The sequence below is a fragment of the Caulobacter sp. AVps18 genome, assembly GCF_058681425.1.
On the sequence record NZ_CM178737.1, the window covers coordinates 1,349,179 to 1,367,770 of the forward strand.

Here is an 18,592-nt window from a genome sequence, read left to right on the forward strand (position 1 = left end):
CTGCAAGCCGTGCTGAAGACCAAGGGCCCCGCTGCATGGCGGGGTCCTTTTTCTTTCAGCCTCAGTCCCAGCCCTTGATCTTCTTCTTTCGCCCAAGGGCTATCAGCCCCGGATAGGGGCCCTTGCCGGTGCGATAGAGGCACCAGTCGTCGTCCTTCTTGCAGGTCCCGTCGAAGGCGGCCTTCTTGTCGGGATCGATCACCGCATAGAGGGCCGGGCCGTTCTTGTGCTTCTCGCCCAGGGTCTCGTCGCAAGCGGCGCGCTCGGCTCGGGTCAGGGCCAGCAGGTCGGCATTGCGGCAGCCGATGCCGCTGCGGGCGGCTTCTCTCAGGGCCTCACCACCACCGGTCAGGCCGCGGGCCTTGAAGCCGGGCGGCGCAACGGCGTCGGTCGGGGCCGCCGGATCGGTCGGCGAGGCGGGCATGGCCGAGGGAAGGACTGCCGTCCGCGCTTTCGGCGGAGTCACAGCTGGCCGGCGTTCGTCTGGCGAGGGTCGGTGCTGAGCCGGTTGAACCCGGGAGGTCACCGGCGCTGCGGGATCAATCAGCTCGACGCTCAAGGTGGGAGGCTCGACCCGCTGGGGCATGATGTCGGCGCCGGCGACCAGCCCCGCTAGGGCCAGCAGGTGCACGCCCAGCGAGGCCAGCACGATCCACGGACCCCGGTTTAGGCGTCGTCGCCTCAAGGTAACCGGCCCTTCAGCCATCAAGGCGAGAGCCGCCGCCATCCGTTTGCCGTCTCACCCGTTGTGTCCGACCTTCGGCTTAGGGACGCGGTGGGGCCGAAGCATGACGGGAACATGGCCAGGCTGAAATGAACGGCACCGGGCTGAGCGGGTTGGCCATGGAAAAGGGCCCGGCGTTGCCACCGGGCCCTCCCATCTTTCAGCGGTGGCGCAGCGTTTACGCCGCCGCCTTCGTCTTGACGCCGAAGCGGCTGTAGAAGGTTTCACCCTTCTCGGCCATTTCACGCAGAAGGGCCGGCGGCGCAAAGCGCTTGCCGAACTTCTGGGCCAGGGCGTCGCAGCCCTCGACGAAGGCCTTCAGGCCGATGCCGTCGATGAAGCTGACGGGACCGCCGGTCCAGGGCGCGAAGCCCCAGCCCAGGATGGCGCCGACATCGGCTTCGCGCGGATCGGTGATGACCCCTTCCTCGAAGCAGCGAGCGGCTTCCACGGCCTGACGATAGAGCAGCCGCGTGCGGATCTCGTCGATCAGGGCCTTGTCGGCGTCGGCGATCTTCACCGGGGCGAGGTCTGACAGACCCTTCCACAGGGTCTTGGGACCCGACTCCGGATAGTCGTAGAAGCCCTTGCCGTTCTTGCGGCCGAAACGGCCCAGCTCGACCACCATCTTTTCGATGATCGGGGCGAACGGACGGTCCTCGAACTTGTCGCCGAGGTCCTTCTTGGTCTGCTGGGTGACCTTGTAGCCAAGGTCCAGAGCGACATCGTCGTTCATTTCCAGCGGACCGCGCGGCATGCCGGTGGCGCGACCGACATTGTCGATGATCGCCGGGGCGATGCCGTCGGCCAGCATTTCCAGGCCTTCCTGCACGAAGGTGCCGAAGCAGCGCGAGGTATAGAAGCCACGGCTGTCATTGACGACGATCGGGGTCTTCTTGATCTTCAGGACGTAGTCGATCGACTTGGCCAGAGCTTCCTGGCTGGTCTCTTCGCCCATGATGATCTCGACCAGGCCCATCTTGTCGACTGGCGAGAAGAAGTGGATGCCGATGAACGAGGCCGGACGCACCGAGGCCTTGGCCAGGCCGGTGATCGGCAGGGTCGAGGTGTTGGAGCCGAAGATGGCGGTGTCGGCCAGCTGGGCTTCGGCCTTCTTGGTGACGTCGGCCTTCACTTCGCGGTTTTCGAACACCGCTTCCACGACCAGATCCGAACCCGCAACCAGCGCATAGTCCGTGGTCGGGGTGATCAGGGCGAGGATCTTCTCGCCCTTTTCGACGGTCATCTTGCCGCGCGAGACGGCCTTCTTGACCAGGGCTTCGGCGTAACCCTTGCCCTTGTCGGCGGCTTCTTGCGTTTGGTCGATCAGCACGCTTTCGATGCCGGCCATGGCCTGTACATAGGCGATGCCCGCGCCCATCATGCCGGCACCGAGGACGGCGACCTTCTTGACGTCATAGTGCGGCACGCCGGCCGGACGGCCCGAGCCCTTGCCCAGCTCCTGCAGCGAGAGGAACAGGGTGCGGATCATGCCCTTGGCCTGGGGCGTCATCATGGTCTTGAGGAAGTAGCGGGTCTCGATCCGCAGGGCGGCGTCGAAGGGCACCTGGGTGCCCTCATAGACCGCCTTGAGGATATTCAGCTGGGCCGGATAGTTGCCATAGGTCTGCTTGCGCAGCATGGCATTGCCCATCACGAACACCTGGCTGCCGGTGGGGGTGTAGGGACCACCGCCGGGCAGCTTGAAGTCCTTCTTGTCCCACGGCGCGACCGGGTCGCCCTTGGTCTTGACCCAGGTCTTGGCGGCCTCGACCACCTGATCGGCGGCCACGACTTCATGCACGACCTTGGCGGCGAGCGCCTCGGCCGGCTTCATCGACTTGCCTTCCAGCAGGTAGGGCGCGGCGTTCATCACGCCCATCAGGCGCGGCAGACGCTGGGTGCCGCCGGCGCCGGGCAGCAGGCCGACCTTGGCTTCCGGCAGGGCCAGTTGGATCTTCGGGTTGTCGGCCACGACGCGATAGTGGCAGGCCAGGGCGATCTCGAGACCGCCGCCCATGGCCAGGCCGTTGATGGCGGCCGCCACCGGCTTGCCGCAGGTTTCCAGGGCGCGGAACGCCTTGTTCAGCGCAAAGCCGGCCTCGAAAGCCGCCTTCAGGCCTTCTTCGCCCGCGCCGCCGCCGCCGATCCCGCCGCTGCCGCCCAGTTCGCCCAGGTCAGCGCCGGCGCAGAAGCCGGTGGTCTTGCCCGAGGTGATGACGGCGCCCTTGATGTTGGCGTCGCTCTTGATGGTCTCGACCACCTCGCCGATTTCCTTGATCACCGAAGCGGTCAGGGTGTTCATCGTCCGGCCGGGCACGTCGAAGGTGACCAGGGCCACGCCGTCGGAATCGACCTCGATCTTGAAGTTTTCCATGTTCGTTCTCCAAATCCTCCCCCCAGAGGGGGAGGGGGACCGCGAAGCGGTGGAGGGGGAAGTGGCTGCCCGATAGGCGCTTACTCCCCCTCAGTCGCTCCGCGACAGCTCCCCCTTCAGGGGGAGCACCGGGTTGCTATCAGACGCGTTCGATGACGGTGGCGGTGCCCATACCGGCGCCGACGCACAGGGTGATCAGGGCGGTTTCCTTGTCGGAGCGCTCCAGCTCGTCGAGCATGGTGCCCAGGATCATCGCGCCGGTCGCGCCCAGGGGGTGGCCCATGGCGATGGCGCCGCCGTTCACGTTCATCTTGTCGTGCGAGATGTTCAGCGCCTGCATCATGCGCATGACCACGGCGGCGAAGGCTTCGTTCAGCTCATAGAGGTCGATGTCATTGACCTCCATCTTCAGCTTCTTCAGCAGTTTCTCGGTGACCAGCGAGGGCCCCGTGAGCATGATCGAGGGTTCGCTGCCGATCGAGGCGGCACCCTTGATGCGGCCACGCGCCTTCAGGCCCAGGGCCTCGCCCATTTCCTTGGTGCCGATCAGCACGCCGGCGGCGCCGTCGACGATGCCCGAGCTGTTGCCGGCGTGGTGGACGTGATTGATCTTCTCGACCTGCGGATAGCGCTGGGTGACCACGGCGTCGAAGGCCATCTCGCCCATGCCCGTGAACGACGGGTTCAGCGAGGCCAGGGTCTGCATGGTCGTCGAGCCGCGCACGGTCTCGTCGTGATCCAGGATGGTGATGCCCAGCTGGTCCTTGACGCCGATGACGGACTTCTTGAAGCGACCGTCGGCCCACGAGGCGGCGGCGCGGCGCTGGCTTTCGACGGCATAGGCGTCGACGTCATCGCGGCTGAAGCCGTACAGCGAGGCGATCAGGTCGGCCGAGACGCCCTGCGGGGCGAAATAGGTCTTGAAGGCCGAGGACGGGTCGGTGGGCCAGGCGCCGCCGTCGCTGCCCATGGGCACGCGGCTCATGCTTTCGACGCCGCCGCCGATGGCCAGCTGGGCCTCGCCGGACGCGACCTTGGCGGCCGCCATGTTTACGGCTTCCAGGCCCGAGGCGCAGAAGCGGTTGATCTGCACGCCGGCCACGCTCTCGGCATAGTCGGCCGTCAGAACCGCGGTGCGGGCGATGTCAGAGCCCTGCTCGCCGACGGGGGCGACACAGCCGAGCACGACGTCGTCGACATAGGACGTGTCGAGATTGTTGCGGTCCCGGAGAGCCTCCAGAACCTGGGTGGCCAGGGACAGCGAGGTGATCTCGTGCAGAGATCCATCCTTCTTGCCCTTGCCGCGCGGGGTGCGCACGGCGTCGAAGATATAAGCGTCGGCCATTTGATGGCTCCTTCCTGCGTATCTTTTTAAGCGGGGTGTAAGGCGTTCGCCGGCTCGACCCGCACATCCGTACGAACCGAATTGGCGATGAAACAGGCGTGGTGGGCGGCCTCGTGCAGGGCCGTTTCGGCGGCCATGTCGGGGGCGGCACCCTGCCAGGTGATCACGGGGCGCAGCGTCACGGCGCTGACCCAGTGCGCGCCATGGTCATTCTTCGTCATCACGCCTTCGGCGGTGTCGGCATAGGCGGTGATGTAGAAACCGGCCCGGCGGGCCAGATCCAGAAAGGTCAGCATGTGGCAAGACGACAGGGCCGCCACGAACATCTCTTCCGGATCGACGCCGGCCGGATCGGACCAGGGCAGGGGCACTACTGAGGGCGAGGCTGAGCCCAGCGCCGTCACCCCGCCGTCGAACGCCAGGGTGTGGGCGCGGCTGTAGCGGCCCTTGGGAAAGTCCTCGTCCGGCTTCAGCGCCCAGCGGATGGTGGCGGTGTGGACGGACATTATTTCCAGGTCCCGATCGGCGACTTGGCGATCTGGGCGCATTGCAGGCCGCGCGCCCCGGCCTTGGCGCTGTAGGTCACCCGCTGGCCAAACTCCGGCGCGGGCAGGACGCAGGGCGTGAAGCCCGAGGTGGTGACCTCCAGCGACCAGGTCGCGATCTTGGAGCGCAGCAGGGTGTTACAGACGTCGCTACCCGGCGTCAGCGGCAGCTTGAAGGCTCCCGGCTGCGGACGCTTGCCCACCAGGGTTCCGTTGAAGCTCAGGGGCCGGCGACCGCCGGGGGCCGCGCGAACGCAGACCACGGCGGCGCGCGCGTCGGGCGCGGGGGGCTTGGAGGCCGCCGTAGCGGCCTGGGCCAAAAGGGCGAGCGTCAGGATCACAGGGTCCTCGCGATCAGGATCTTCATCACCTCGTTGGTGCCGCCATAGATCCGCTGGACGCGGCTGTCGCGGTACATCCGGGCGATCGGATATTCGTTCATGAAGCCATAGCCGCCGAACAGCTGCAGGCAGCGGTCGACGATCTTGTTCTCCAGGTCGCTGACCCAGTACTTGGCCATCGAGGCGGTCGAGGCGTCCAGCTTGCCGGCCAGATGCTGCTCGATGCAGTGATTGGTGAAGACACGGGCGACAGTCGCCTCGGTCTTGCACTCGGCCAGCACGAACTGGGTGTTCTGGAAGTCGATGATCGCCTTGCCGAACGCCTTGCGCTCCTTGACATAGGCGATGGTCAGCTCAAGGGCCCGCTCGATGGTGGCCATGCCCTGGACGGCGATGTTCAGCCGCTCCTGGGGCAGCTGGCCCATCAGCTGGAAGAAGCCCCGGCCTTCGTCCGTGCCCAGCAGGTTCTCGGTCGGAACCTTGACGTCGTTGAAGAACAGTTCCGACGTGTCCTGAGCTTCCTGGCCCAGCTTGTCGAGGTTGCGGCCGCGCTCGAAGCCTTCCGCGCCATCGGTCTCGACAATGATCAGGGACGTGCCGCGCGCGCCGGCGTCCACGTCGGTCTTGGCGACCACGATGATCAGATTGGCGGTCTGGCCATTGGTGATGAAGGTCTTCGAACCGTTGATGACATACTGATTGCCGACCTTCTTGGCCGTCGTCCTGATGCCCTGGAGGTCCGACCCCGCGCCGGGCTCGGTCATGGCGATGGCGCCGACCAGTTCGCCAGTCGCCAGCCTGGGCAACCAGCGACGCTTCTGCTCCTCGGTCCCGTAGTGGACGAAGTAGGGCATGATGATCGCGTTGTGCAGGCTGATGCCGAAGCCGTCGACGCCCTTCAGGCCCAGCTGTTCCATCAGCACGACCTCGTGGCGATAGTCGCCGCCGGCCCCGCCATATTCTTCCGGCGTGGAGAGGCCCAGCAAGCCGGCCTCTCCTGCCTTGGTCCACATTGAACGGTCGACGCAGTGGTTCTTGCGCCACTGGGCGACCGTCGCTTCAGGCGCGTGCTCGTCGAAGAACTTGCCCACCGCGTCTTCAAAGATCGCGATGTCTTCCTCAGCCATGAAAGCCGGTTTTGCGACGTCGAGCACGCTCATGATCAGAAAGCCTCCGCGGGCAGCGCCATCAGGGTCGCCGAACCCGTCTTGAGTTTGGTCAGATGCGCCCCTGCGTCAGGCAAGATGCGCTCGATGAAATATTGCGCCGTGACGACCTTGGTCGAATAGAACGGGTCGGACGAGCCGGCCGCGATCTTGGCCTGGGCCGCCTTGACCTGCAGGGCCCACATATAGGCCAGGCCCGTCAGGCCGAAGAGGTGCATGTAGTCGGTCGAGGCCGCGCCGGCATTGTCGGGGTTCTGCAGGCCGTTCTGCATCAGCCACATCGTGCCGTCCTGCAGCTGGGCCTTCACCTCGGCCAGGGCCGTGACGAACGGCTTCAGCGCCGCATCGCTGTCGTTCTCGCCGATGAACTGGTCGATTTCCTGGAAGAAGGTCATCACCGCGCGGCCGCCCTTGGAGGCCAGCTTGCGGCCGACCAGATCCAGGGCCTGGATGCCGTTGGTGCCCTCATAGATCAGGGCGATGCGGCAATCGCGCATGAACTGGCTGACCGGGAAGTGCTCGGTAAAGCCGCTGCCGCCGTGCACCTGCACCGCGTCGGAGCAGATCTTGAAGCCCTTGTCGGTCAGGTAGCCTTTCAGCACCGGGGTCATCAGGCCCATATAGTCCTCGGCCTTTTCGCGCACCTTCTCGTCGGGGTGGGCATGGGCCAGGTCGCCGTGCAGGGCGGTCCAGAACAGAAAGGCGCGACCGCCTTCGATTAGGGCCTTGCTCTCCAGCAGCATGCGACGCACGTCCGGATGGACGATGATCGGATCGGCCGGGCCGTCGGCGTTCTTGGGGCCGGTCAGCGAGCGGCCCTGCAGGCGATCCTTGGCGAAGGCAACGGCGGCCTGATAGGCGGCCTCGCCCTGGGCCACGCCCTGCATGCCGACGCCCAGGCGGGCCTCGTTCATCATCACGAACATGATCTTCAGGCCGGCGTTCTCGCCGCCGATCAGCCAGCCCTTGGCGTCTTCATACTGCATCACGCAGGTGGCGTTGCCGTGGATGCCCATCTTCTCTTCAAGGCCCACGCACTTGGCGCCGACATTGCGCTCGCCGACGCTGCCGTCTTCCTTCGGCAGGAACTTGGGCACGATGAACAGGCTGATGCCCTTGACGCCGGCCGGGGCACCTTCGATGCGGGCCAGAACCAGGTGGACGATGTTGTCGGCCATGTCATGCTCGCCGGCGCTGATCCAGATCTTCTGGCCGGTGATGCGGTACGTGCCGTCAGCCTGCGGAACCGCCTTGGTGCGCAGCAAACCGAGGTCGGTGCCGCAGTGCGGCTCGGTCAGGTTCATGGTGCCGGTCCATTCGCCGGTCACCATCTTGGGCAGGTACAGCTCTTTCTGTTCGTCGGTGCCGCCGGTGTGGATGGCCGAATAGGCGCCGTGGGCCAGGCCCGGATACATCGAGAACGCCATGTTGGCCGAGCTCGACATCTCGCTGAAGGCCAGGTTGACGACATGCGGCAGACCCTGGCCGCCATAGGCGGGGTCGGAGCCCAGTCCCGTCCAGCCGCCCTCGCACAGCTGCTTGTAGGCTTCCTTGAATCCCGGAGGCGTGGTGACCTCGTTGGTGTCCTTGTTCAGCACGCAGCCGGTCTTGTCGCCGACGGTGTTCAACGGAGCCAGGACCTCGCCGGTGAACTGGGCGGCGGCTTCCAGGATCTGTTCGACGGTGTCGAACGAGGCGTCGGCGAAGGCCGGCAGCTGGCCATGCTGATCGATATTCAGCATGTCGCGCAGGATGAAGACGTGATCGCGAACGGGCGCCTGGTAGGTCATGGAAGGTCCTGGAAGAGAGAGGCTCGTGGAGGATGAAGCCGGCGCGGCTCGCTATCGGGAAACCCGACGGCACACCGCGCAGGTGTCTTACTTGCCCAATGCAGCGTCGGCGTGACCGTCCAGCCGGGCGCGCAGCACCTGGTCGTAGTCGGCGGCACGGGGCAGCAGGTCGGGGCGGATTTCGGTGAGGCGTTTCTCGAGGCGGGCGCAGGCCTGGTGCAGCTCGATCAGGGCACCGTCGATGTCCTCGCGCTGTTGCTCCAGCGCCAGGGCGCGTTCGCGGAACTTCTTGAGCGAGCGTGCCATCTGGGCTGCGCCGTCGTCGTTCTCGTCATAGAGGTCCAACAGTTCGCGGATTTCTGACAGCGACAGGCCCACCCGCTTGCCGCGCAGGATCAGCTGCAGGCGGACGCGGTCCTTGTGGGAATAGACGCGGTTGAGGCCTTCCCGGGCCGGGCACAGCAGACCCTTGTCTTCATAGAAGCGCAGCGCGCGGGGCGTGGCTTTGAATTCGTTGCACAATTGTCGAATGGTGAAGGTGCGCTCGGGGCGACGCAGATCAGCCAACATGTAACCTCCCAGGAGGAATGGCCCAGCTACGCGGCTGGGCCGCTTTATTATCGTTGATCACCGTAACCCCGGCCTCCGTTGACGTCAACGTTTACGTAAACGTCAAGCTTCAGGAATTGCTTAGGTTTACATTCCTAGTGGTGAGGCTTATTTTCCTGTGGCCTGCCACCCGCTGGACTCCACGCCATGACGGCCCTCTCTCACACCGAAATCTGGACCGCGATTGACGCGCTGGCCAAGCGTTTCGACATGAGCCCATCGGCCATGGCCAGGATGGCGGGCCTGGACCCAACCAGCTTCAATCGCTCCAAGCGGATGTCGGCCGACGCTGAGGCGCGGCCACGCTGGCCCTCCACCGAGAGCCTCGCCAAGGTTCTGGAAGCAACGGGCGTGGGCTTTTCCGAGTTTGCCGCCCTGACCGAAAACGCCAAGCGCCCCGTGGCGCGGGGCGTGCCGCTGCTGGGCTTCGCTCAGGCGGGGTCAGACGGCTTTTTCGACGACGCGGGTTTTCCTGCCGGGCAGGGCTGGGACGAGATCGCCTTTCCCGGTCTGCAGGAAGACGGCGTCTATGCGCTGGAGATTTCGGGAGACTCGATGGTCCCGGTGTTTCGCGACGGCGACCGGATCCTGGTTTCGCCGTCGATCGAACCGCGCCGGGGCGACCGCGTCGTGGTCAAAACCAACGCCGGCGAGGTGATGGCCAAGGAACTGGCCCGGGTCACGGCCCGGACCATCGAACTGTCATCCCTCAACCGCGACTATGAGGATCGCGTGCTCGACCGGGGCGAGGTGGCCTGGATCGCGCGGATCCTCTGGGCCAGCCAGTAGCCGCCGGTCAGCAGTTTCAGGTGCGCGGGCAGCCGGCGTGCTTGCCGACCCAGGCGACCAGATCGCCTTCGAGCGGCGCATCGCACGACACGTCCAGGCGATAGGATCCCCAGATATCGTTGTGCGCGGCTTCCACGTGGGCGGCCGGGAACTGGGTGTTCAGCTCGCCGAGCAACGAGTCGAACTGCGAGCGATCTGAGGGGCGAAGGGTGAAAGAAGCCATGGGACTAACCTTGGTGTTGATCCCGGCAGTCTAGACTCGCAAGTGCGGACAGACCCTTAACGGCCCATTCAGACTTGGTTCACCATGCACGACAAGGTGTCGCAGGCGTCGGCTTCCGTCAGCGCTTCAGCGTCAGGGCCCCATTGGCATGCCAGGCCCAGGCGTGATCGATGATCTGTTGCAGGTCGTAGCGAGGCGACCAGCCCAGGCCGATCCGCGCCTTGTCGTTATTGGCCACCAGGCTGGGGGCATCCCCGGCCCGCCGTTCAGCCGGGATCAACGGGAAGGGCGTATTGGAGCGCCGCTCGATCGCCCCGACCAGTTCGCGCACCGTGGTGCCCTCACCGGTGCCGAGGTTGAAGGCCGTGCTTTCGCCGCCGTTCAGCAGCCATTTCAGCGCCAGCACGTGGGCGTCGGCCAGGTCGAGCACGTGGATATAGTCGCGCACGCAGGTGCCATCGCGGGTGTCGTAGTCGCTGCCGAACAGGGTGAAGGCGTCGCGCTCGCCGCGCGCGGCGGCGATGGCCAGCGGGATGGCGTGGGTTTCGGGCTCGTGCTTCTCGCCGATGCGGCCCTCGGGATCGGCGCCGGCGGCGTTGAAATAGCGCAGCACGACTGACCGGAAGGCCTTGTACTGGTCCAGGTCGGCAAGGATCTGCTCGACCATCAGCTTGCTGCGGCCATAGGGATTGAGCGGCGCCTGCGGGTGCTTCTCGTCCATCGGTACATAGACCGGCGCGCCATAGGTGGCGCAGGTCGAGGAGAAGACCAGCTTGTCGATTCCGGCGCGGCGGGCGGCCTCGACCAGGGTGATCGTACCGCCCACATTGTTGGCGTAGAAGGCGCCCGGCTCGGCGACCGAAAAGCCGACCTCGATGAAGGCGGCGAAGTGGATGATGGCGGCCGGCTTGTGTTTGGCCAAAACCGCGTCCAGCCGGGCGGCGTCATTGATGTCGCCCACCTCCAGCGGTCCCCACTGGACGAACGACTCCCAGCCATTGCTGAGATTGTCGTAGACGATCGGCAGGAAGCCGGCCTCGTGCAGCCTCAGGCAGGTGTGGGATCCGATATAGCCTGCGCCGCCGGCGACTAGGATCGGTGTGCGGTCGGTCATGGTCGTCCCGTCGTAGGCAAGGTCAGGGTCAGGGTCAGCGAGGAGTCTGCCAGAGCCCCCGCCCGGCGTCGCCGGGAATGTGGTCTGGAGCAACCGCCCGGCCAAGTCCGGTCATCCTGGAGGCAGGACCCGGGCGCGGCACGTCCCCGGAACGGGGGATGGCGTTGCAGGGCGGATCAGCTCTTGTGGAAGGTCGGCCACCAGGCGGCGAAGCGGGCCAGGCCCTCGTCCAGCGCCACCTTGGCCTTGTAGCCGGTCAGAGCGGTTAGTTTCGAAATGTCGGCGTAGGTGGCAGTTACGTCCCCCGGCTGCATCGGGCGCATGATCTTCACCGCTTCACGGCCTATGGCCCGCTCCAGCGTCGTGATCATCTCCATCAGACCGACCGGGCTGCTACCGCCGATGTTATAGATTTCGTGGCCGCCCTGGGCCGGCGGATTGTCGAGCACTCCAATGATCCCATCGACGATATCGTCCACAAAGGTGAAGTCGCGGGCCATCTTGCCCTCGCCATAGACCTCGATGGCCTCGCCCCTGAGGATCTTCTGGGTAAAGTCGTAGTAGGCCATGTCGGGCCGGCCCCACGGACCATAGACCGTGAAGAACCGCAGGCCCGCCTGTGGAAAGCCATACAGCCGCACATAGCTGGCGCTGATCAGCTCACACGACCGCTTGGTAGCGGCATACAGCGACACCGGGGCGTCCACCGGATCCGTCTCCTTGAAACCACCGCCCATGATCGGCCGGTCGCCATAGACGCTGCTGGACGAGGCATAGACGAGGCTCTCGACGCCCGCATGACGGCAGGCCTCCAGCACGGCCAGATGGCCGGCCAGGTTGGAGCGCTCATAGGCGAAGGGATTGTCGATGGAGTAGCGAACGCCCGCCTGGGCGGCGAGATGCACGATCCGCTTGGCGCCGCTGGTCTTGACCAGCTCCAGCAGGGTCTCGTGCTCGGCAATGTCCAGACGGACCATCGAAAAGCCCGGTCGGCCCTCCAGCCGCGCAGCGCGCGCAGCCTTCAGGCGGGGGTCGTAATAGTCGTTGAAGACATCGATCCCTACGACCACCTCGCCGCGATCCAGCAGTCGCTCGACCACGTGCATGCCGATGAAGCCGGCGGCGCCGGTAACGATGACGGGCCCGGAGGCGATCATGCGCGCCCGATGGAGGTATAGGTGAATCCGGCGCGGACCATGTCGGCGGGCTTGTAGACATTGCGCAGGTCGACGACGACGGGGGCCTTGAGGGCGGACTTGAGGCGCTCCAGGTCGAGCGCCCGGAACTGGTCCCATTCGGTGAGGATCAGCAGGACGTCAGCACCTTCGGCGGCCTCATAGGGGCCGGCGGCGAAGGTCACGCCCGGCAGCATCTTGACCGCCTCGTGGCCGCCTTCGGGGTCGAAGGCCTGGACGCTGGCGCCCATGGCCTGCAGGGCCGGCAGGATGTCCAGGCTGGGGGCGTCGCGCATGTCGTCGGTATTGGGCTTGAAGGTCACGCCCAGCACACCGACGGTCTTGCCCGACAGATCCTGCGAGCCCAGGGCGGCGGCGACCTTGGTGGCCATGGCCTTCTTGCGGGCGTCATTGATCTCGACCGTGGCCTCGATCAGCCGGGTCGGGGCACCATAGTCCTGGGCGGTCTTGACCAGAGCGATGGTGTCCTTGGGGAAGCACGAGCCGCCATAGCCGGGACCGGCATTGAGGAACTTGCCGCCGATGCGCTTGTCCAGGCCGATGCCCTTGGCCACCTGCTGCACGTCGGCCCCGACCTTTTCGCACAGGTCGGCCATCTCGTTGATGAAGGTGATCTTCATGGCGAGGAAGGCGTTGGCGGCGTACTTGATCAGCTCGCTGGTGCGACGGCCGGTGAAGACGATCGGCGTCTCGTTCAGGCTCAGCGGGCGATAGAGCTCGCGCATCACCGCCTGGGCGCGCTCGTCCTCGGTGCCGACGACCACGCGGTCGGGACGCTTGAAGTCCTCGATGGCGGCGCCTTCGCGCAGGAACTCGGGGTTGGAGACCACGGCGAACTGGGCGTCGGGGCGCACGCGCTTGGTGATGGCCTCGACCTCGTCGCCGGTGCCGACCGGCACGGTCGACTTGGTGACGATGACGGTGAAGCCCTCGATCAGGCCGGCGATCTCTTCGGCGGCGGCATAGACATAGGACAGGTCGGCATGGCCGTCGCCGCGCCGGGTGGGGGTGCCCACGGCGATGAACACCGCGTCGGCTTCCTTGATGGCGGCTGCGCCTTCGAGCGTGAAGGACAGGCGGCCCTCGCGCACATTGCGCGCCACCAGATCATCCAGCCCCGGTTCGAAGATCGGGATCTCGCCCCGCTCCAGCCGCTCGATCTTGCTCGGATCCTTGTCCACGCAAGTCACCACGTGACCAAAGTCCGCGAAACACGCCCCGGACACCAGTCCGACATAGCCCGTGCCGATCATCACTACGCGCAAGTCGATCTCCTTGTGAAAGGTCGAGACCCTACTAGGAGGCCTCCGGTGCGGATGCACGAAGAGATTGCGCAGTGGGAGTTAAAATTGAACTTCCGACGCGCTTCGTTAACGAATATTAGCAATTTAGCGACAGAAATGCTGCACGAACACCTTTGCGGGCCGGCAAACAAGCATGGCTGGACGCCTGAGGATTGAAGTCCGTCCTTGATAGGGTATCAAGGATAACAAGATGCGCAGTCTGTTGCGCGACAAACGATAGGGTCTGTTGATGCGATCAGGTTTGTTGGGGTGTGTGTCCGCCCTCGCGCTGGCGACTCTGGCCTCCGGCGCCCAGGCGCAGGCCTATCGCGTTCCCGGCGACCAGACGGCCGACTTCGGTGTGGCCATGGGCGACCGGACGGGACTGTTCGCGCGAGGCCGCAATGTCGGCGTGGTGCAGCGGCCAAGGCCCGAATGGGACGCCAGGGGGCTGCGCTGGCAGAGCCTGATGGTGCGGCCGACCGTGTCGTTGGGCGTCACCAGCGACGACAACATTTTCGCCAAGGCGATTGAGCAGGCGGACGCCATCATCAGTGTGCGGCCCGCCGTACTGCTCGAGAGTGACTGGGCTCTGCATGCCGTGTCGGCCTTCGCGCGACTCGACAGCCGCAGCTATCTGGACCACCCGCGTGAAGACGCTGTCGACTGGGCGCTGGGCGCAAATGGCCGCTTTGACGCCAGTCGTGGATCGTCGCTTCAGGGCGGCGCTTCCTATGAGCAGGCCACCGAGCCGCGCACCTCTGTTTCGGCACCGGCCAGCGCGGCCGAACCTGTGCGCTACAAGGTCGGCAAGGTGTATTTCGGGGGCGTCAAGGATTTCAGCCGCGTGCGGGTCAGCACCGCGCTTGATGTGCGCGACGTCGACTATGCCAGCGTCGACGCCATCGGTGGCGGCAAGGTTGTCGGCCCGGATCGCGACCGGGTTAGCACCACCCTGGGCGGCCGCGCCGAATATGCGATCAGCGGCGCCACCTCGGTGTTCGTCGCCGCCGCGGGCAATGTACGCAACTACAAGAGCGGAGCCGGGCTGGATTCGCGCGACTCGCAGGGTGTCGATGTGTCGTTCGGTGCCAGCTTTGACCTCACCAGCCTGATCCGGGGCGATTTGGCCGTTGGCTATTCACGCCAGACCTATGACTCTTCGGCATTCAAAGACGTCAATGGTGCCTCGGTTCGCGGCAAGGTCGAATATTTCCCGATGCCGCTGCTGACGATCTCCGCCACCGCCGCCCAGAGCATTGAGGAGACCGATTTCGCCGGGGCTGCCGGTTTCCTGCTCACTTCGGGCCAACTTCGCGCCGACTATGAGTTCAGGCGCAACATCCTGCTCAACGGCCGTGTTGGATACCAGGAGAACGACTTCAAGGGCGCTATAAACCGCAAGGACAAGCGCCCTTCGGCTGGCCTAGGCGTAAACTACCTTCTTAATCGGTCTGTAGGACTGGAGGGCGGTTATGAGTGGATCAAGCAGGCTTCGTCGGGCTCCGAGCAGGGCACCGACTTCTCTTCCGACCGCTTCTATCTGACGACGACCTACAAATTCTAACGTCTCTAACGTCTCGCTAACCAGAGCCGGCCTAGCTTAGCGCCAACGCGCTCTGATTGAGAACTCGTAAATTGAGCTGTTCGACGCGAACCAGCACTCAATAGCGGCGATTGAACTGAGGATCTGAGTATGGACGCTCGAACGCCCAAGGCCGGTATCAACGACTCGAACAACGAGATCGGTCTGCCGAAGATCGATCTTCGTCGGTACCTGGCGATGTTCCGCCGTCGGGCGAGGGCCTTCTGGGCCGCCGCCCTGGTGGTGTTCGGCCTGGCCATCCTGCTGACTCTGCAGGCCACGCCGCAATACACCTCGAACGCCCAGGTCATGCTGGACTCGCGCAAGCAGAACGTCCTGGACATGCAGCAGGTGATGTCGAGCCTGACGGCCGACACCAGCGTCGTCGATACCGAGGTCGAGGTGCTGCGCTCGCGCGCCCTCGCCGAGAAGGTGGTCAGCGAGCAGGGCCTGGACCGCGATCCCGAGTTCAACGCCCGCCTGCGCAAGCCCGGGATGATGGCTTCGCTGAATGGTCTGTTGGGCAAGACCGAAAAGGCTCCGGCCAGCGCTGACGACAAGCAGCGCGAGCACGAGCTGGTGGTCGACAACGTCCTGCGCCATCTCAAGGTCAGCCGTTCTGGCCTGACCTATGTGATCAATATCGAGTTCGCCTCCGAGCGCCCCGAAATGGCCGCGCGCATCGCCAACGCCTTCGCCGACCGCTATGTCTTTGAACAGCTGGACAGCAAGTTCAAGGCGACCAGCGGCGCCAGCGAATGGCTGGACAAGCGCCTCAATGGCCTGCGTGCGCAGGTCGAACAGGCCGAGGCCCAGGTGCAGCAGTACAAGGCCGCCAATGGCCTGCTGAGCGCCGAGGGCAATACGCTCACCGAGCAGGAAATCTCCAACCTCAACACCCGCCTGGCCGAATCCCGCGCCGAAGCGGCTGCCCAGGCCTCGCAGTACAACACCGCCCGCGCCCAGCTGGCGCGCGGTTCGTCGGGTGACGACGTCGGTGGTGCGCTTGACTCGCCGGTCGTGCAGCAGCTGCGCAGCCAGCGCGCCGAGATCAGCCGCGAAGTCGCCGAGATGCAGGGCCGCTATGGCCCGCGCTATCCGGCGCTCCAGAAGGCCCAGGCCCAGCTGAACGACATCGACACCCAGATCCAGGCCGAAATCCGCCGGATCATCTCCAACCTGCAGGCCAAGGCCCAGGCCGCCCAGGGGCAGGTCAGCTCGCTTGAGGCCAGCCTGGGTCGCTCGCGCGGCACTCTGGCTTCGAATAACGCCGCCTCGGTCCGCCTCAACGAGCTTGAACGCAACGCCGAGTCGGTCCGCACGCTGTATCAATCGTTCCTCGACCGCTTCAAGCAGACGACCGCCCAGCAGGGCATTGAACAATCGGACGCCCGGGTCCTGTCGCGCGCCAAGGCACCATCGGTTCCCAGCTCGCCCAATGTTCCGGTGATCCTGCTGCTGGGCTTTATGGCCGCTATCGTGGCGGGCCTGGCGCTGCTGATCATTCTGGAACTGCTCGACACCGGCTTCTCGACCTCGTCGGATATCGAACAGCGCCTGGAACTGCCCAACTTGGGTTCGCTGCCGCTGCTGTCTTCCACCATCGGCAGCGAGGCGGGCCGCAAGGCTTCGCCGACCCGCTACATCGTCGACAAGCCGCTGTCGGCTTTCGCCGAAGGTTTCCGCAACCTGCGCACCTCGTTGATGGCCACTGTCCCGGGCGAAGGGTCGCGGGTGATCACCATCACCTCGTCGCTGCCCCGCGAAGGCAAGACCACGACCAGTGTCTGCCTGGCGCGGACCATGGCCCTGGCCGGGGACTCGGTGGTCGTGGTCGACTGCGACCTGCGCCGCCGCAACCTGCACCGCGTGTCGCAGCACGAGCCGACTGTCGGCCTGCTGGAAGCGCTTTCCGGCAAGGTGCCGCTGGATCGCTGCCTGATGCGCGACGATCTGACCAGCGCCGTGTTCCTGCCCATCGCCAAGGGTGACCCCGTCGTGCAGGATCTGTTCGGCTCGGCTGCCATGGATGAACTGATCGAGGCCCTGCGCCAGCGCTTCCGCTATGTGCTGCTCGACACGGCCCCGGTGCTGGCCATCGCCGACACCCGGATCCTGGCGCCCAAGAGCGACGGCGTGCTGTATCTGACCCGCTGGCGCCACACTCACCGCAATGCGGTGCTGAACGGCCTGCGCCTGCTGCAGTCAGTCGGTGCCCGCGTCACGGGCGTGGCCCTGACGCAGGTCAATGTGCGCGAGCAGGCCCGTTCGGGCTATGGCGACGCCGGCTACTATTATGGTTCGTACAAGAGCTACTACACCAACAACTAGCGGATTCCTGCCGGACGGACGCCCGTATCGCGTCCGTCCGCTGTCCGCCCCCAGCGCCTGCTCGCGGCGCATGACAGCCGAGGGTGGACCGTCAGTAGGCGGAGCATCCAAACGCGACGCCCTCAGGCGACGATGCCGACCGGAGGACTTTCGACATGGCGCTGCTAGACCTGTTCAAGCGGCCCAAGATGACCAAGGACTCGGCGATCCCCTCGGGCTGGGTGGTCTATGCCGTCGGCGACATCCATGGGCGCCTCGACTTGTTCAACATGCTGATCGAGGCGATCCGCAACGACCATGCCCGGTGCGTGCCGCGCCAGCGCGGCCTGGTTGTCCTGCTTGGCGATTATATTGACCGGGGTCCCGCCTCGGCCGGCGTCATCGACGCCATCCTCAATTTCGAGACCTCGACCGGCCTGACGCTGCGTCCGTTGAAGGGCAATCACGAACAGGCGCTGCTGGCCTTTCTGAATGACCCGATCGCAGGGGCGCCGTGGCTGTCGCACGGCGGGATCGAGGCGCTGGCCTCCTACGGTGTTACAGTGCCTCGAAATCCGCCCCAGGCCGACCTTACGCAGATCCGCAACCAACTGGCGGCCGTCCTGCCGGCCGCGCATCTGACCTTCCTGCGCGGTCTCAAGACCCTGCTGGTGTTTGGCGACTACATCTTTGTCCACGCCGGTCTGCGTCCTGGTCGTCCGATCGAGGAGCAGACGGAAGACGATCTGCTGTGGATCCGTGACGACTTCCTGCGCAAACCCTGGCTGGACAATAGCGTGGTGGTGCACGGCCACACGCCGATCAGCGACGTGGAACTGCAAAGCAACAAGATCGGCATCGACACGGGCGCGTTCGCGACCGGGGTGCTGACCGCCTTGCGACTGCAAGCCACGCAGCGTGAACTGCTCCAGGTTTCTGTCGGCGGCCCGGTTGCGGCTCCGCCGGACGATGTCGAGCTCTAGCGCAAGTTGGCCCTGAAATGACGAAACATCGTGATGAGTTCTGCGGTGTGAAGCGAATTCAGCTTCCGTTCAGTTCCCGGCTGATATTATGCGTTATAGGTCATGAAACGGCCTTGGGCCTATAAATGATCGTGTCTGCGTCTTGGTCGCCTCATGATGACTGCGCCGTCCACGAATGAAACAGGGGGACATGAATGTTCTTGTCGTTGAAG

Annotated in this window: 16 protein-coding genes; 4 read left to right on the forward strand and 12 right to left on the reverse strand. The window is 65.2% G+C overall.

What is annotated here, in order from left to right:
• Positions 1–61: 61 nt before the first annotated feature.
• From ACW179_RS06455 to ACW179_RS06490, 8 genes are all read right to left on the reverse strand, one after another.
• On the reverse strand, positions 62–727 hold the full coding sequence (locus ACW179_RS06455) for a hypothetical protein (protein ID WP_492063475.1): 666 nt from the start codon (positions 725–727) through the stop codon (positions 62–64).
• Between the two features lie 175 nt (positions 728–902).
• Positions 903–3,101 (reverse strand): 3-hydroxyacyl-CoA dehydrogenase NAD-binding domain-containing protein, encoded by a 2,199-nt coding sequence (locus ACW179_RS06460; protein WP_492063476.1) that lies wholly within the window; start codon positions 3,099–3,101, stop codon positions 903–905.
• Positions 3,102–3,240: 139 nt separating this feature from the next.
• Positions 3,241–4,446: an acetyl-CoA C-acetyltransferase gene (locus ACW179_RS06465; protein ID WP_492063477.1), complete on the reverse strand. Its 1,206-nt coding sequence runs from the start codon at positions 4,444–4,446 to the stop codon at positions 3,241–3,243.
• Positions 4,447–4,472: 26 nt separating this feature from the next.
• Positions 4,473–4,952, reverse strand: a complete 480-nt coding sequence (locus ACW179_RS06470) for an OsmC family protein (protein WP_492063478.1) — start codon at positions 4,950–4,952, stop codon at positions 4,473–4,475.
• Entirely contained in the window at positions 4,952–5,332 is a 381-nt protein-coding gene (locus ACW179_RS06475; RefSeq protein WP_492063479.1) for a hypothetical protein, read from the reverse strand. The genes ACW179_RS06470 and ACW179_RS06475 overlap by 1 nt, the downstream gene beginning before the upstream one ends.
• Complete coding sequence (locus ACW179_RS06480; protein ID WP_492063480.1) at positions 5,329–6,492, reverse strand: acyl-CoA dehydrogenase family protein; 1,164 nt, start codon at positions 6,490–6,492, stop codon at positions 5,329–5,331. The genes ACW179_RS06475 and ACW179_RS06480 overlap by 4 nt, the downstream gene beginning before the upstream one ends.
• 2 nt (positions 6,493–6,494) lie before the next feature.
• The gene (locus ACW179_RS06485; RefSeq protein WP_492063481.1) at positions 6,495–8,288 is read right to left on the reverse strand and encodes an acyl-CoA dehydrogenase C-terminal domain-containing protein; all 1,794 of its coding nucleotides are present in this window, start codon (positions 8,286–8,288) and stop codon (positions 6,495–6,497) included.
• An 87-nt stretch (positions 8,289–8,375) separates the two neighbouring features.
• Positions 8,376–8,855, reverse strand: a complete 480-nt coding sequence (locus tag ACW179_RS06490; RefSeq protein ID WP_492064263.1) for a MerR family transcriptional regulator — start codon at positions 8,853–8,855, stop codon at positions 8,376–8,378.
• 189 nt (positions 8,856–9,044) lie between these two features.
• On the opposite strand from ACW179_RS06490, the gene ACW179_RS06495 reads away from it, so the two are divergent.
• The gene (locus tag ACW179_RS06495; RefSeq protein WP_492063482.1) at positions 9,045–9,686 is read left to right on the forward strand and encodes a S24 family peptidase; all 642 of its coding nucleotides are present in this window, start codon (positions 9,045–9,047) and stop codon (positions 9,684–9,686) included.
• Between the two features lie 16 nt (positions 9,687–9,702).
• Here the strand turns inward: ACW179_RS06495 and ACW179_RS06500 are convergent, their stop codons facing one another.
• The 4 genes from ACW179_RS06500 to ACW179_RS06515 form a co-directional block, all read right to left on the reverse strand.
• Positions 9,703–9,909: a hypothetical protein gene (locus ACW179_RS06500; RefSeq protein ID WP_492063483.1), complete on the reverse strand. Its 207-nt coding sequence runs from the start codon at positions 9,907–9,909 to the stop codon at positions 9,703–9,705.
• Between the two features lie 118 nt (positions 9,910–10,027).
• On the reverse strand, positions 10,028–11,023 hold the full coding sequence (gene galE / locus ACW179_RS06505) for a UDP-glucose 4-epimerase GalE (protein ID WP_492063484.1): 996 nt from the start codon (positions 11,021–11,023) through the stop codon (positions 10,028–10,030).
• Between the two features lie 176 nt (positions 11,024–11,199).
• Positions 11,200–12,180, reverse strand: a complete 981-nt coding sequence (locus ACW179_RS06510) for an NAD-dependent epimerase/dehydratase family protein (RefSeq protein WP_492063485.1) — start codon at positions 12,178–12,180, stop codon at positions 11,200–11,202.
• The gene (locus ACW179_RS06515; protein ID WP_492063486.1) at positions 12,177–13,484 is read right to left on the reverse strand and encodes a UDP-glucose dehydrogenase family protein; all 1,308 of its coding nucleotides are present in this window, start codon (positions 13,482–13,484) and stop codon (positions 12,177–12,179) included. Before ACW179_RS06515 ends, ACW179_RS06510 begins: the two co-directional genes overlap by 4 nt.
• A gap of 292 nt (positions 13,485–13,776) precedes the next feature.
• Here ACW179_RS06515 and ACW179_RS06520 point away from each other — a divergent pair, with 292 nt between their 5' ends.
• The 3 genes from ACW179_RS06520 (at position 13,777) to ACW179_RS06530 (ending at position 18,380) form a co-directional block, all read left to right on the forward strand.
• The gene (locus ACW179_RS06520; protein ID WP_492063487.1) at positions 13,777–15,069 is read left to right on the forward strand and encodes an outer membrane beta-barrel protein; all 1,293 of its coding nucleotides are present in this window, start codon (positions 13,777–13,779) and stop codon (positions 15,067–15,069) included.
• A 129-nt stretch (positions 15,070–15,198) separates the two neighbouring features.
• Entirely contained in the window at positions 15,199–17,418 is a 2,220-nt protein-coding gene (locus ACW179_RS06525) for a GumC family protein (RefSeq protein ID WP_492063488.1), read from the forward strand.
• A gap of 155 nt (positions 17,419–17,573) precedes the next feature.
• Positions 17,574–18,380, forward strand: coding sequence for a metallophosphoesterase family protein (locus ACW179_RS06530; RefSeq protein ID WP_492063489.1), 807 nt, complete (start codon positions 17,574–17,576; stop codon positions 18,378–18,380).
• The last annotated feature ends 212 nt before the right edge of the window (positions 18,381–18,592 follow it).

What these genes read in the sequence shown, in the direction of transcription:
- ACW179_RS06455 (WP_492063475.1), bottom strand. Translation starts at nt 727, where the DNA reads ATGGCGGCGGCTCTCGCCTTGATGGCTGAAGGGCCGGTTACCTTGAGG.
- ACW179_RS06460 (WP_492063476.1), bottom strand. Translation starts at nt 3,101, where the DNA reads ATGGAAAACTTCAAGATCGAGGTCGATTCCGACGGCGTGGCCCTGGTC.
- ACW179_RS06465 (WP_492063477.1), bottom strand. Translation starts at nt 4,446, where the DNA reads ATGGCCGACGCTTATATCTTCGACGCCGTGCGCACCCCGCGCGGCAAG.
- ACW179_RS06470 (WP_492063478.1), bottom strand. Translation starts at nt 4,952, where the DNA reads ATGTCCGTCCACACCGCCACCATCCGCTGGGCGCTGAAGCCGGACGAG.
- ACW179_RS06480 (WP_492063480.1), bottom strand. Translation starts at nt 6,492, where the DNA reads ATGAGCGTGCTCGACGTCGCAAAACCGGCTTTCATGGCTGAGGAAGAC.
- ACW179_RS06485 (WP_492063481.1), bottom strand. Translation starts at nt 8,288, where the DNA reads ATGACCTACCAGGCGCCCGTTCGCGATCACGTCTTCATCCTGCGCGAC.
- ACW179_RS06495 (WP_492063482.1), top strand. Translation starts at nt 9,045, where the DNA reads ATGACGGCCCTCTCTCACACCGAAATCTGGACCGCGATTGACGCGCTG.
- ACW179_RS06500 (WP_492063483.1), bottom strand. Translation starts at nt 9,909, where the DNA reads ATGGCTTCTTTCACCCTTCGCCCCTCAGATCGCTCGCAGTTCGACTCG.
- galE (WP_492063484.1), bottom strand. Translation starts at nt 11,023, where the DNA reads ATGACCGACCGCACACCGATCCTAGTCGCCGGCGGCGCAGGCTATATC.
- ACW179_RS06510 (WP_492063485.1), bottom strand. Translation starts at nt 12,180, where the DNA reads ATGATCGCCTCCGGGCCCGTCATCGTTACCGGCGCCGCCGGCTTCATC.
- ACW179_RS06525 (WP_492063488.1), top strand. Translation starts at nt 15,199, where the DNA reads ATGGACGCTCGAACGCCCAAGGCCGGTATCAACGACTCGAACAACGAG.
- ACW179_RS06530 (WP_492063489.1), top strand. Translation starts at nt 17,574, where the DNA reads ATGGCGCTGCTAGACCTGTTCAAGCGGCCCAAGATGACCAAGGACTCG.